Source organism: Mesorhizobium sp. WSM4828, assembly GCF_055811175.1.
This window is the reverse complement of the sequence record NZ_JBVVQK010000043.1, coordinates 22,632-35,477: the sequence shown is the minus strand read 5'-3', so window position 1 is coordinate 35,477 and position 12,846 is coordinate 22,632. Positions and strand designations below refer to the sequence as shown.

At 61.3% G+C, this 12,846-nt stretch carries 8 protein-coding genes and 5 pseudogenes; 6 read left to right on the top strand and 7 right to left on the bottom strand.

Annotation, left to right across the window (positions count from 1 at the left end; genetic code table 11):
* Positions 1-55: 55 nt before the first annotated feature.
* From AC0L2X_RS29600 to AC0L2X_RS29580, 5 genes and pseudogenes are all read right to left on the bottom strand, one after another.
* Positions 56-346: a hypothetical protein gene (locus AC0L2X_RS29600; RefSeq protein WP_473600898.1), complete on the bottom strand. Its 291-nt coding sequence runs from the start codon at positions 344-346 to the stop codon at positions 56-58.
* Positions 347-385: 39 nt separating this feature from the next.
* Positions 386-1,391: pseudogene (locus tag AC0L2X_RS29595) on the bottom strand (nucleotidyl transferase AbiEii/AbiGii toxin family protein).
* Positions 1,384-1,975, bottom strand: a pseudogene (locus AC0L2X_RS29590) (DUF6088 family protein). Before AC0L2X_RS29590 ends, AC0L2X_RS29595 begins: the two co-directional pseudogenes overlap by 8 nt.
* Before the next feature lie 617 nt (positions 1,976-2,592).
* The gene (tyrS, locus tag AC0L2X_RS29585) at positions 2,593-3,867 is read right to left on the bottom strand and encodes a tyrosine--tRNA ligase (protein ID WP_473600897.1); all 1,275 of its coding nucleotides are present in this window, start codon (positions 3,865-3,867) and stop codon (positions 2,593-2,595) included.
* A gap of 320 nt (positions 3,868-4,187) precedes the next feature.
* Positions 4,188-5,010, bottom strand: a pseudogene (locus AC0L2X_RS29580) (ArdC family protein); the annotation flags it as partial.
* Positions 5,011-5,468: 458 nt separating this feature from the next.
* Between AC0L2X_RS29580 and AC0L2X_RS29575 the strand changes: the two are divergent.
* Positions 5,469-5,967 (top strand): annotated as a pseudogene (locus tag AC0L2X_RS29575) (transposase); the annotation flags it as partial.
* Between the two features lie 356 nt (positions 5,968-6,323).
* On the opposite strand, the gene AC0L2X_RS29570 reads toward AC0L2X_RS29575, so the two are convergent.
* Together AC0L2X_RS29570 and AC0L2X_RS29565 are read right to left on the bottom strand one after the other, a co-directional pair.
* Positions 6,324-7,466 (bottom strand): porin, encoded by a 1,143-nt coding sequence (locus AC0L2X_RS29570; RefSeq protein WP_473600896.1) that lies wholly within the window; start codon positions 7,464-7,466, stop codon positions 6,324-6,326.
* A 312-nt stretch (positions 7,467-7,778) separates the two neighbouring features.
* Positions 7,779-8,435, bottom strand: a complete 657-nt coding sequence (locus tag AC0L2X_RS29565; RefSeq protein ID WP_473600895.1) for an antitoxin Xre/MbcA/ParS-like domain-containing protein — start codon at positions 8,433-8,435, stop codon at positions 7,779-7,781.
* A 1,185-nt stretch (positions 8,436-9,620) separates the two neighbouring features.
* Here AC0L2X_RS29565 and AC0L2X_RS29560 point away from each other — a divergent pair.
* The 5 genes and pseudogenes from AC0L2X_RS29560 to AC0L2X_RS29540 all read left to right on the top strand — a co-directional run bounded on the left by AC0L2X_RS29560 (position 9,621) and on the right by AC0L2X_RS29540 (position 12,844).
* Positions 9,621-10,313 (top strand): OmpW/AlkL family protein, encoded by a 693-nt coding sequence (locus tag AC0L2X_RS29560; RefSeq protein ID WP_473600894.1) that lies wholly within the window; start codon positions 9,621-9,623, stop codon positions 10,311-10,313.
* A gap of 98 nt (positions 10,314-10,411) precedes the next feature.
* Complete coding sequence (locus AC0L2X_RS29555) at positions 10,412-11,644, top strand: cytochrome P450 family protein (protein ID WP_473600893.1); 1,233 nt, start codon at positions 10,412-10,414, stop codon at positions 11,642-11,644.
* Positions 11,611-11,905: pseudogene (locus AC0L2X_RS29550) on the top strand (cytochrome P450); the annotation flags it as partial. The gene AC0L2X_RS29555 and the pseudogene AC0L2X_RS29550, both read left to right, overlap by 34 nt.
* A 358-nt stretch (positions 11,906-12,263) precedes the next feature.
* Positions 12,264-12,515, top strand: coding sequence for a hypothetical protein (locus AC0L2X_RS29545; protein ID WP_473600892.1), 252 nt, complete (start codon positions 12,264-12,266; stop codon positions 12,513-12,515).
* Between the two features lie 164 nt (positions 12,516-12,679).
* Positions 12,680-12,844: a hypothetical protein gene (locus AC0L2X_RS29540; RefSeq protein ID WP_473600891.1), complete on the top strand. Its 165-nt coding sequence runs from the start codon at positions 12,680-12,682 to the stop codon at positions 12,842-12,844.
* Positions 12,845-12,846 lie beyond the last annotated feature (2 nt).

The following is a 12,846-nucleotide window of genomic DNA, read 5'->3' as shown; positions in this document are numbered from 1 at the left end:
TATGTGAGGCAACGGTTGAACATTCAGGAACATTTTCGACGAGGCAATGCGAATCTCACCTTGATTGTCGCCGCGCAACCGGACGCGTGTGGTGATCAGTTTCGCCTGCGCCCCCAAGATAATGCTGGGCGATGTCGAGCAGCAGCGGGTCGCTGTCCGGCGAGCGCTGGCTGGCAGTTAAGGCTGGGTTCGAATAATGGCCGCTGAGCAAGGGGCGGACGAAGTGGGCCTTTGCTTGCGCATGCTCATCGGCCAGGAATTCGAGACGGCGATCGAAGGCGTGCACCGGGTAAAGTGTGGAGAGCGGTTGATCAGGATGTGCCCCGTGCGCGAATATGCGGCTCACACCGTCGCCATGCCAATCCTCGAGTCAGCATCTTCCCTCCTATGCGCCCACGCGATTGGCCCGCGCGGCTACGTCGGCGCATCGCGCCATAAGCGCCTCGAAGGGCTCGGCCCCCTCCAGCAGCAGACCGTCCTCGACCATCCGAAAATAGTCGTCCTCCAGCGCCTTCAGCGCGTCGCCGTCGGGCGCAAGACGCAGGCCGCCGTTGACCGCGACCACGTAATCGATCGGTTCACGGCCGGCCGCCTTTTCGGCGAAAAACATGCTTTTGTGGCGCGCGACCGCCTGGGCGAGTTCTCTATCTGCAAACGCGGTGGTCGCCAGGCCGGCCTCATCCAGCCTGGCGAGGTCATGCCAATGCCGCGCGAACCTGTCGCCACGCAGTCGTGCCTGCAGGCAGAAGACATGGATCGCCGTCGCCTTTTCCCAGAACGTCCGTGCATAACGCGCGGCCGCGCGGTGGGAAATTCCACCGCTTCCACCAAGCCCGCCGCGTCGCAGACGACATTGCGCGGACTCGCGGCTCACCGGTTGAACGCGCCCCAAACTCGAGCATCACGCTTGGCGCGACATATCGCGAACCGGTCGCCGTCGCCTCGTAATCGATGAACAGCTTGTCGTCTTCGACGCGGATCGCCGCCGCCAATCCCTCGCTAGCCAGCGCATTCGCGATGGTCGGCTGCGCCGTTTCCGCCAACCCACTCGGGTAGTCGCTTGCACACGTCGCTTGACCAGCGCTTTTCCTCGCTCCGGGTCTTCGGCAAGGCCTCGCCATTGTCGCTCACCAGGTCAGGGGCAAGCGCGCGAATCTCATAGGTGAGGTCGACGTCCTCGGAAAATCGACGGATGACCGTAGGCTTTCGATAGCGATGTGCCGCCCTTGAAGATCAGGTGTTCGCCCAGGTACGAGCCATAGAGGGCGGCAAGCGCCCAGACCACCCAGGCATCCTTTTCGAGTAGGTGCGCCGGGCGACCGGACCGGTCCGCCGCGACGCCCAAGACAGCGGCGATCCGCGGCCGGAAGGCTGAGGAATGCGTCAGCCATGCGCCGCCTTTCCCACGCTGCGGGCGAGCCAGGTCGGAAGCTGCGGCGCCGCCGCCACCAGCTCGTTGAAGATGGTCTGCGGAAGTTTGCGCTTCAAAGCCAACAGCGCGGCCTCGGCCTTTTCGGGACCAAGCCAAGCCAGCGCCCGGACTGCCTCACCGGCCGGCCGATTGGCCAAGGCAAGCTGCCAGCGCGGTGCGTGTCGCAGTTCGACCACCTGCTTGCCAAGATTCATTTTCCGGCTGCGGCCCGAGGTCAAATACCGAGCGGACCGGAGCCTGTGTCGTAAGGCCAAGGGTATTGGCGGCCGCCGCACCGCTGGAGACGATGACTTCGCCGCGCTGGCTGGCGAGCGCCTTGATCGCCTGCTCCACCGAAGGCGACCGCGTGCCAAACCGGCTCGTCACGGGACGCAGATAGACGCCGCGGCCAGCGCGGGTCAGCTGACCACGCTCCGCCAGGCGCGACAAGGCCTGATCCACCGCAGCCCGATTGCCGAGGTGGAGCAAGCTCTTCGCGGACACGGGCGTACCCTCGGGCAACCCTTCCGCATGCGCCAAAATCTGTTCGCTCAACCGTTGCATGCCAATCTCCTGTCAGAAATACTGTGATTTTCTGACACTTTACTACGGGTTTGGCTGCCGCCCGGCTAGAGCAGCGGAGCCCCCGCATCGAGCAGGCCATCCTCCTCGCGCGACGGGATGGCACCGCCTGCGTCCCCAAGATCAGCGCCTCGACGACGCGACGCGCCAGCGAACGGGCCATCAGTTGCTCCTGCGCCGAGATGTCCGTCATGGCGCGGCAATGCAGGAAGGCGTTCAAAAACTGTTTGCGATGGAGTGGTCTGACAAGAGGCGTTCCCCGAAGTGTTTAGTTCGATTTACATCTGATTGGCCAGTATCTTCAAAATTAGGAGCCTTCTAATGCGAGGGGGATCTCAGGGCAGCGGATGGATGCAGCACCAAGGCCAGGGTACAAGCGCGGGAGGCCTGTTCCTTCCGTCCCCCAATGCGCGGTATCTATGTGACATGGCAATTTCCTCGACTAAGTTTGAACGACAGCCGAGAATCTCATGCCGAGAATAATGCGCAGCAAACCGCTGCCACGTTCAGGCCGAGCGGGCAGAAGCGATAGCCGGCGGACAGGCTGTGCCGATATTTTCACGGCACCGGCAACACATCAGCGAGAACCATTCGTCGGATTAGTCCGCGACGCGGATCACAGCGTGGCGCTTACGCCCCAGCGATAGCCGCGAAGGAACGCAAATCATGTCGATGCGGCGCTCAGCATCCTCGACGATCTCGCCGTCAAGTCGGATACCACGGCCAGCGATCGCACGACGGGCCTCGCTCTTTGATCCCGCCAACCCCGTGCGGACGAGAAGATCGGCCAAGATTACGCCCTCAGCGATCTCGGCCGATGTCAGCATGACCATGTGCAATCCCTCGGCGGCAGTTCCTTGTCCAAACGCCTGCCTCGCCGTCTCCGCTGCCTGCCTTGCAGCTTTTTCTCCATGAGCGAGCGCGGTGGCCTCGTTGGCGAGCCGCTCCTTGGCCGCGTTCAACTCCGCGCCCCTCAGCCGCTCCAGAGCTGTGATCCCATCGAGCGGCAAATCGGTGAAGAGCCGCAGGAAACGGCCGACATCCGCGTCCTCGCTGTTGCGCCAGAACTGCCAGTAATCATAGGGTGAGAGCCGGTCGGCATTGAGCCACACTGCGCCCGCCGCGGTCTTACCCATCTTACCACCCGATGCGGTGGTGAGCAGTGGCGAGGTCAAGCCGAATACTTCGTTGCCCTCAATCCGGCGCACCAAATCGATGCCGTTGATAATGTTACCCCATTGGTCGGCGCCGCCCATCTGCAACCGGCATCCGACCCGCCGCGACAGTTCCAGAAAGTCATAGGCCTGCAAAATCATGTAGTTGAACTCGAGGAAGCTCAGGTTTTCCTGCCTGTCCAGCCGCGACTTCACGCTGTCGAAGGAGAGCATTCGGTTTACTGAGAAATGGCGACCGATATCGCGCAGCATGTCGATCCAACGTAGATCATCCAGCCAATCGGCGTTGTTGACCAAAACTGCGTCCGTTAACCCTTCTCCGAAGCTGAGAAAGCGGTTGAAGACCGTGCGGATGCCAACAATATTGGCGGCAATCTGCTCTTTGGTCAGCATGGGGCGCGCTTCGGATCGGAAGCTTGGATCCCCAATGCGAGTGGTGCCGCCGCCAATCAGCACGATGGGCTTGTGGCCAGCCTGCTGTAAGCGCCTCAGCGTCATGATCGGCAGGAGATGGCCGACATGGAGGCTGTCGGCAGTGGCATCGAACCCCACATAGGCGGGCACCATGCCTGTCGCAAAGGCATCGTCAAGCCCGGCGAGATTCGTCGCCTGATTGACATAGCCGCGCTCAATTAGCGTTTTCAGTATCGCTGAGCGCGACTCGATCTGGTCGGCGGAAAGTTCCGAAGCTGTGGCCATCTTTGAGTCTCCTGAGGTGAATCCGCCAGGAGGATCGCGGAAAAACGAAAGCCGCCTGGACGGCGGCTTGTTCCGGTCAATGATCTAACCGCGCCGCTCCTATCGGAACGTCGCATAATAGCCGGCAGCGATGAGCGCGGTGTTGATCATGGAACGGGATATATTCTTCAGTCGCCCGAGGGTCAAGCTCAAGTGATCCCGTCAATGGTCGCCCAGCAAGCGCATTAGCTGTGAAGCAGGGGCTCACACCATTGACGATGTGCACTCCTTCACATGATCGGCTGCTGGTGGTTACTCGCATACTGGCCAGCTCGCCATTACTTCAGCCATGAGCCCATGTAATCGGCATGGCGCACGATGGGCTCGATACCGAGACTGCTGCAGACGAAGGCGGCGGCGATTTCGGCGACATTCCTCGCGCGCATAGGCCTTGGAACCGAACGAGCCGGAGAGGTCGCGCGCAAGCCGCGTCGAGTGGTCGGTCCAGTGGCCAAGTTCATGAAAGCAGGTGCGGTACTAGTCGATCTGCTGAAAGAACGCCGGTTGCGGCGGCACTTGGATGTAGTCGCCGCTCGGCATGTAGAAAGCGCGATCGCCGCGTGTGCGAAAATCAGCGCCGCAGCCGTGAATCAGCGCCTCGGCCTGTGGGACGATCTGGCGCGCGGGCGGCGGCTCGGCGGCGGCATAGAGATGTTCGGGCAGGTTGTCGGACTGCGCGACATTGAAGATGGTGAAGCGCTTCAGATAAGGCACCGCCTGCGGCTCGCCGCCATCAGTTTTGACGCGTTCCTTCTCGTCTTTGGGAACAAAGCGATCGGCATGCACGATGGTGGTGCCGTGTTTGCCCTTCCTGACATTGCCGGCAAGGGAAAGCGCCTGCGGAAGGTGAGCCAGTTCTGGCTGGGGTAAGCGCGCTCGATAACCGCCCCCCAAAGGATCAGGACATTGACGCCGGAATAGGCGCGCCCGGTGGCCGCGTAGCTGGGCAGGCCCAGGCCGGCTTTTGCGCTGTCCCATGGCTTGACCCATGGCACGGTGCCGCGCTCGAGTTCGGTGTGATTTCCTGATAAAGGCTGGCGCCCGTGCGCCGCTCCTGCTTGCGCCAGCCTCTCCGCTGCCGGAACGCTTGTGTTTTGCACGCATGGTTTGGTCCTCCGCTCTTCAATCCCGCGCCTTCCCGGAAGCGGGGTGGGCGGCGAAAGCGACCGGAAAGGCCCGACGTCGAAGACGGGGCGCATCCGAAGGACCGGAACGGAGAGAAGGGCCCGAAACGCCAGGCGAAGGGTTGCGGGACGCCGCGGCGGGCGTAGAAGGGAGTGCCGCCCACCGCGCGCCTCGGGGGAAGGCCACCACAAAAAACGACGCCGGCCGGCAGGCCGGCGCCCGTCAACAGCCGAAAGGCTGCCCCGCGCCAGGGGGCGAAGCCGAATGGCCGAGACTGCCTGAGCAAGTCGAAGAAGAGCGGGCTCGGTTCACGAGCACCCGGCCCGCGCCAGAAGGCGCGCGGGCGCCCCCATGAGCCGGCTAGATGTCCTGCCGAGGCTGATCGCGAATGCCCGCCCTTGCACGGCGGTTTTACGAGCTTGCACGCATTAACGCTCATGCCTGGCCGGTGGCCAGATCGCCAAGAAGCCAGGCGCTGCCCGTCCGATCTGACGAACGAGGAGTAGGAACAGATCGCGCCGGTAATGCCGAAGCCTGGGGCGTTGGGCCGTCCGCGCGAGGCTGATTTTCATCAAGTGATCAACAGGTTGCGCTACCTTGTGCGCTCGGGTTGCGGCTGGCGGATGCTGCCGATGCATTTCGGCGCTGGCAGATGGTCTACTGCTGGGCCGCGAGTTGGCGCGGCGTATTCTGCTCCACCTGACGCTGGACCGCGACCGAGCGGGCGCGAGGCCGGTTCGCACGGCGGGCGAATCGAGAGCCAGTCGGTCAAGGCTCCGCGAGCGGAAACAAGAGGGTACGACGCGTCAAGAAGAGCGGTAGCGCCACATCGCCATCGATTCTGATGGACGGTTGTTGATGGTCAACATCACCCCGCCTGCATTTGACGGGGCTGGAACTCAGGCGATTCTGGATGACATCCGCAAGCGCTGGCCCCGCCACGGACCTCTTGCTGGCGAGGCATCGGGCGGCCGGGAGTCTGGTCGGCGCCTTTGCTTTTCAACCTGAACTGCCGCCAGCGCGGTTTGCGGATCATGCCGTTCCGGCATGAAAAGAGCGGTCCGCCTCACTTTTTCCGCGATCCCTCGCCTGCACGAGTCTGGTGGCAATACGCTTGAAAAAGGGCGCCCGGGAACAGGGCGCCCTTCTCATCGACGAAATGCTCAGGTCGGAGGTCAGCCCCACCAAGCAATCCGCCGATAACCGTGTCAATGCCGCACCGACAACGGTTCGGCTAAGGTCGAGTGCTCGCATCCCCCTTCCGAACGCGGAGAAAACGAGCCCCTTTATCCTCAGAACGAGCGTTGGAAGCGGAGGATACCGCCGATGTTGCTATCCTTGGAAGCACCGGTCCAGTTGAAACGATCATCCGAACCGACGTTGAGGTAGTCGACTTCGGCCGTGACCGTGAGGCCGGGTACGAGGTCGTATTGAATATTCGCCGCGAGGCCGAGGTTCTTTTCTTCGTCATACGAAGCCTGAGCATTGAACCTGGTCTTCTCGTTGATTGTGTAGGTGCCACCACCCCAGACCGCCCAGTTGCCGCCCCACTCCTTGAAGAAATTGCGGCCAGCGTTGAAGTCTTCGTTTTCCGAGCCGTAGCCGACCATGACGAACAGCGCCAGGTTCTCGATCGGGGTCAAGTCCAAGCGAACCTTGCCGGCCCATTCCTCGTAGTTGCTGTCGTAAGCAGCGACGCCGCTGATGGCGCCCCAGCCTTGCGTCCACTTCACGCCGCCGACGACGTTCGGCACGTAGCTGTCGATCGAGGTATCCCCGGACCCGTCCTCTGAGCCGGTTTCCAACGAAGCCACGGCCGAGAAGCCGTTGCCGGCGTCGAAGTAGTACTGCACGACATTGGTGTCGAAACCGCCGTAGGGAACCAGCGTATCCTGGAGAACGTTGCCGGCGTAGCCAATGAACGAATCGAAGGCCGAGTCATCCCTGCCGACGCGCAGACCACCGAGCTGAATCCAGGCGAAATTGAGGGTGACGCCTCTGTCGCGATTGATCCATCTGCCATTGGGCGGAGTCTGGTCGGAATAGTCGCCGCTGTTATTGCCCCAGGTGATGCGTGTCTCGGTGAAGGTCTTCAACGTGCCCAGTTCCGTTTCCTGGCCGGTCCAGGTCCTGAGCGTGAAACGGGCATACTTGGCATAGGTATCGTTGGTGCCGTCGCCCTGCTGGTCCGGAACGTTTTCGACCCCATCGAACGTACCTGCATCGCCGACGCCGATATTATAGCGGACGTAGCCGCCGATGCGCAGGCAGGTTTCGGTCCCGGGGATGTAGAAGTAGCCCGAGCCGTAGACGTCGCAGATCTTGACGTATTCAGCCGGTTCCGGCTCGGCGACCGTCACCGCGTCGGCGGCGCGGGCGCCCGAACCTGCGATCAGGGCCGCAGCTGAGCCGAGAAGAAGGCTCTTGATGTTCATACTTGATCTCCTTGAATGATTTGCAAGGGCGAGGACGTCGATAGACGAACCGCTCCCTGTCCCCACGATCGAAAAAGATGCGCATCACGATGCATCCTTCCCGCCTCGGACGCTATTCACGGGACGGAATAGTGCAAGGTAAAATTCCGTTTGTCAGCTACGTGCAGAAGTATCCGTTGCATTTTTATCACTAAATCTACCGGTATTACTTGCACAAATTGAACAACTATACATTTGTACAAACCGCACAATTGATACATTGGCCATTTGCGTACGAATGTGCGCAAACAACAGCCGACGCTTGGCCAATCGTCAGACAGATTCAATCAGAGAAATAGCCCGGGCGGCAGATGCAACAACTTCTGTGTTCGTGCCTTCTCTGAGCAATTCGACAGGAAGGCGGCCCTTGAGAAGAGGCGAGGGGCTTATCAGCCACAGCCAAGCCAATCTGGGATCGGAGATCGAGGAAAGGACCTGCCGGATTCCGGGCATAGGCCTGCCGTCGATGAACTGAGCCAGAGGAAATACATGCTTGCGGGAGCCTCTCCGAAAGGCAATCACATCATTATGTCGCTGCCACCAATGCAGCGTTGACCGCGGTATTCCAAAACGTCTCTCGAGATGCGTCGAGCCCGCAACTGGACCGGCCCACTCAGCAATCCGCGCGCCTTCTCTCGGATAATCTTTCAGTACCGGATGCCCGAGCGGATGATCGGCTGGCCGCGGCCGGGAAGCGATCTCGCACGCCTGAGCGTTAAGCCGTCGCGCTGCTTCAGCCTCGAGCCTGCCAAGCAATTCAGCGGCCACTGCAGTCAGATCGTCGGAAGCAGACCCCGAAGGCGCAACAGCGGCCCTGTCGCCCTGCCTCACCTCATCGCATTGGGCAAGAATGCGTTGCACCTCCCTCATGACAAAGCTTGAAAGCTCGCTCTGGCGCTTTTCATCCGCAAGATCAGTCGGCCCGGACATGTCTGGCTTTCCTTATAGCATTCCCTCAGCAACCCGCTGAAAGAGCGTTGAAGACATGAAGCTTGGAGGACGGCGATGTGTTGCGTTTTCACATGCTCGCGGCCTGGCAACCGTCTCGCGGCTTCAACTGTCCCTCTCAACAAAAAGGGGGAGAACATCGATGGACGACCTTCCTTGCCCCCATGATCGAAACAGATGCACATCGCAGGGCATCTGTCGCATCGTGACGGTACGGGCGATGTCACTTTGTACAAGTTCAAAGTGCATCTTGCAGCTATATATAGTTGAGACGTTGCTTTTATGCAACTAATTTGCTATTTTACTTGCACAAATTGAACATATTGCACATTTATGCGAAACCGCTCGGCCCATAGTTTTGGTGCTCGCATTTAATGACGAACACATACTTCACTGTTGCCGCATTTCCCATTGATGAGTGGCGCGTGCACCGGCTTTCATGACAAGAGTCGAAGACCGTTCTCGGGACGCCTTATTTTGCAAGATCGCTTGATCCACTCACACGGCTCTCGGGCAGGGAGAGCAGGTTTTGGCAGGTGCCTCAGCCGACTATCCGCAGCCGAAGGACCAGGCGCCGCGCCCGCTCAGTACCGACCAGCAGGCCCCGTGCTCACGCCAGTCGTATCGAGAATCGAAGGTAAGGTGTGGTACTTCGCTCATGTAGGCACCCGAGGATATCTCTACAGGCCGCATGGGCGTTTGTCCCCGCCAGCTGCAAGTATGCGCGACGTGGTATTCAGTTCGCCAATATAATATTCCGGACGATACCATCGCGTTTGCAGATGGCCGCGTCCCATAGACAACTGCCGCTGCTACGCGGGCAAGCCGATCTGGGGGTGTCCAGGGTCCCCAATCTTGCGATACGCGTGTGAAATTCCGAGAGTTTTGAAACGTGCAGCCCGTTGCCGTCGCAGATCCGAGGCGACTGGGGACTGCATTCGGCTACCCGGCGGCGGCCACAGCTGCACTCAATTGTCGGATCTTCGACGAAGTCCGACATGAGACACAGCGCTATCAGAGCGATCGCTTTGTTTTGCAATGATTTTCTCGTTTGGCACGACACATGCGGGGGCTATCCCGCATGAGCGCTCCGTCAAACTCGATTGATGCGAGCAGGATTCAATCAAGGCGAAGTGCGTCGTTTCTGAACATCAAGGAGAGAAGAGCATGGTGAGATCGCGAATTGGCGTGGCGCGGGCACTAACAGCGGCTGTCGTCCTCATCGTTGCGGGACAGGCCGGCGCGGCAGATGTTGGGCAAGCCGAGAGCGTCCCGCAGGCAGGAGCCCCGGTTGCGAAAGCACCATGCCCCTGGCAGATCCGCCTGCGGGCGTTGGGGGTGATCACTGAGGATTCGGGCTACGTCAACGCGGTGCCCGGCTCCGGTCTTTCGTATTCGAACACCGTGACGCCGGAACTCGATATATCGTATTTCTTCAACGAAAACATCGCCGCCGAACTCATACTCGGCACCACCTATGCCAACATCGATGGCCAAGGTGCGATCGGCGGGCTGGGCAAGGTCGGCAAGGTCTGGCTGCTGCCGCCCACGCTGACATTGCAGTACCACATTACCCATTTCGGTGCTTTCAAGCCCTATGTCGGCGCCGGCGTGAACTATACGATCTTCTATCATCAGCAAGCCGGCAGCGCCGATGATCTCAAGGTCAAGAACACATTCGGCGCCGCGCTGCAGGTCGGATTCGACTACATGGTGGACCAGCACTGGGGCGTGAACTTCGACGTGAAGAAGCTGTTCCTCAGGCCAGACTTCGACGTCACGGTGAGCGGCGCAAAGCTGACCGGGAAAGCCAAGCTCGATCCGTGGCTGATAGGCGCAGGTGTCACTTACCGCTTCTAAGGTCGAAAAGTGCCCTGAAGGGCACTTTTTCGAAGTGCGCGCGCGGATCATCCGTGCCGAGAAGTGGACCCGCGTTGGTTCTTAAGGGAGTTGTCGGCATGCGCGTAGATGACGATCATTGCGATGTGATCGGTGTGTCGGCCGCTCCCACGCAACTTGACAATCTGTCTTCTGCGATTCTGCAGCAGGGGGGGATGGCGCGAGTGTCGCTGCCAGGCGATGTGGTGACCTGGGCGGCAGGCCGTCATCAGACGCTCAGGCGGATGCTTTCCGACCAGCGTTTCAACAGGGACTGGCGACAGTGGCGGGCGCTGCAGGACGGCGAGATTCCCGAGGATCATCCGCTGATCGGGATGTGCAAAGTGGACAACATGGTCACGGCGTCTGCCGCCGATCACCAGCGCTTGCGCGGCCTGCTGTCCAGGAGCTTCGCGCCCAGTCGTATCGCCTTGCTGGCGCCACGGATCGAACAATGCGTCGATCGACTCCTGGCCGAGATGGCACAGCGCGGCGGCAGTGCCGATCTGATGTGCGAGTTCGCCGTTCCGCTGCCCACCAACCTGATCGCCGAACTGTTCGGTTTGCCGGACGAACAGCGCGAGGAGATCGTCGCGCTTACCTACAGCCGGGCCAGCACCTCCGCCACAGCCGCAGAGGTGCGACAGACGCGGCAGCGCATCCCGGAGTTCTTCCGTCGCCTGATCGCGCTGAAGCGGGGCCAGCTCGGCGATGATCTGGCTTCGGCCCTGATCGTCGCGCGCGACAACGGTGAGCTCGTTTCGGACACCGAGCTCATCGACATGCTGTTCATGGTGTTCTCTGCAGGCTTCGTGACCACCGCCGGCGTCATTGGCAATGGCGTGCTGGCATTGCTGACGCATCCGGAGCAACTTCACCTGGTGCGCAGCGGCCAAGTTCCGTGGTCACAGGCTATCGAGGAGATCCTGCGCTGGGGCAGCTCAGTGCCCAATTTGCCGTTCCGCTATGCCACCCAGGACGTGGAGATCGACGGATGCATGGTCCGCCGCGGCGACGCCGTCCTGATGGCGTTCCATGCGGCGAACCGGGACGAAAAGGCCTTCGGTCCCGGCGCCGACAGGTTCGATGTCACCCGGCGGCACAACCCGCACATGTCGTTCGGCGAGGGGCCGCATTCCTGCCTGGGCGCTGGGCTGGCGCGCCTGGAATTGCGCTACGCCTTCCCCGCGCTGTTCGGGCGGCTGGAGGATCTGGCGCTGGCCATCGCCGCGGAGGAGGTCGTCTACATGCCGTCTTACGTCATTCGCTGCCCGCAGCGCCTGCCGGTCACCTTCCGCCCTTCCGTCGCTTAGAGAGTGCGGCATTCACCCCGGATTCGGTGATTCTCGGTTCGCCGGGGTGGCTGGTCTCGCACGAGGGCGCGAGCATGACCGCGGTTACGCACGATCGTGACGCCGGCCTTCAGCAACCGCAGGGTGAAGCTGCTCGCGCAGCAGGACGAGGCGATCGCCGCGCAGTTGTTAGAGACGCTGGCGGCCCAGCCCCAGCCCGCCGACCTGTGGCGCCACCTCTCCTTTCCGGTTCCGGCTATGGTCATCAGCGCGCTGATGGGCGAATGCGCAAGCACGCTAAGCAAGCCGAGCGGGAACAACTACTGAGATTCCCGACGGACAGTGACGACCTGGCCCGACTTTACACCTTTGAGCCCGGCGACCCGGCGTCGCCGAGAGGACCGCATTCGCCTCGGCGTTGCCGCTTGCGCCTCAACTTCAGATCATGCGCGCTCTGGACAAAGCGGTGACGTACCTGGAAAACCGTCGCGGGTTGAAACTGTAATTTCCGTGCTAAAAATCAGGACCGGAGTTGCGCCTTCAACCGGGCGATACCGACGAGGAGAGGTTGAGCGACTTTCTGAAGGCCAGGACTTGCACGAAGTGCGGCGGCTGCCGGTTCAATAGCTGGAACCGCTGCATGGATTGCCGCAATGCGCGGGGAAAGGTGCGCAACAGCCGGCGAGCCGCCAACGGCGGACGGCACACGGCGACGGAATGGAAGGCGCTGCTCGCCGCCTCGCCCGCCTGTGCCCGATGCGGCCGACTGTGGAGCGACATCCCGCTGCGGCCCGATCCCCGCTACAAAACAGTCTGGACCAAGGGACACAAGATCGCCGTCTATCACGGCGGCACGGATGACATCGGCAACATCCAGGCCGAATTGCTATGAGTGCAATTTCGGAATGAATGCAGGCCCGCTCAAGCGCTAGACGGCAGCTCCCATGCCCCAGCTCCGCACCGGCCAGGAGCCTGCAACCTCCTCCTCCAGCGTGAAGTGAAAATCCTTGAACCGCCGGGCCTCGATGCGGCAGCATATCGGAAAACTGCGGCCTGGTGACTTCCAGCGAGAGGCTCAGCGACGGCATGCTGCCGGCCTGGAAGAGCGCGCCGGCGTCAGGAAATTCTGTCTTCATGGGGGTCGGCGCCATGATCATCACGACGCCCGGCCACATGAACGCGGCGTTCGGCATGATGAGCGTGGCGGGGAGAATGATGTAAGT

What these genes read in the sequence shown, in the direction of transcription:
- tyrS (WP_473600897.1), bottom strand. Translation starts at nt 3,867, where the DNA reads ATGGCCACAGCTTCGGAACTTTCCGCCGACCAGATCGAGTCGCGCTCA.
- AC0L2X_RS29570 (WP_473600896.1), bottom strand. Translation starts at nt 7,466, where the DNA reads ATGAACATCAAGAGCCTTCTTCTCGGCTCAGCTGCGGCCCTGATCGCA.
- AC0L2X_RS29565 (WP_473600895.1), bottom strand. Translation starts at nt 8,435, where the DNA reads ATGTCCGGGCCGACTGATCTTGCGGATGAAAAGCGCCAGAGCGAGCTT.
- AC0L2X_RS29560 (WP_473600894.1), top strand. Translation starts at nt 9,621, where the DNA reads ATGGTGAGATCGCGAATTGGCGTGGCGCGGGCACTAACAGCGGCTGTC.
- AC0L2X_RS29555 (WP_473600893.1), top strand. Translation starts at nt 10,412, where the DNA reads ATGCGCGTAGATGACGATCATTGCGATGTGATCGGTGTGTCGGCCGCT.
- AC0L2X_RS29545 (WP_473600892.1), top strand. Translation starts at nt 12,264, where the DNA reads ATGGATTGCCGCAATGCGCGGGGAAAGGTGCGCAACAGCCGGCGAGCC.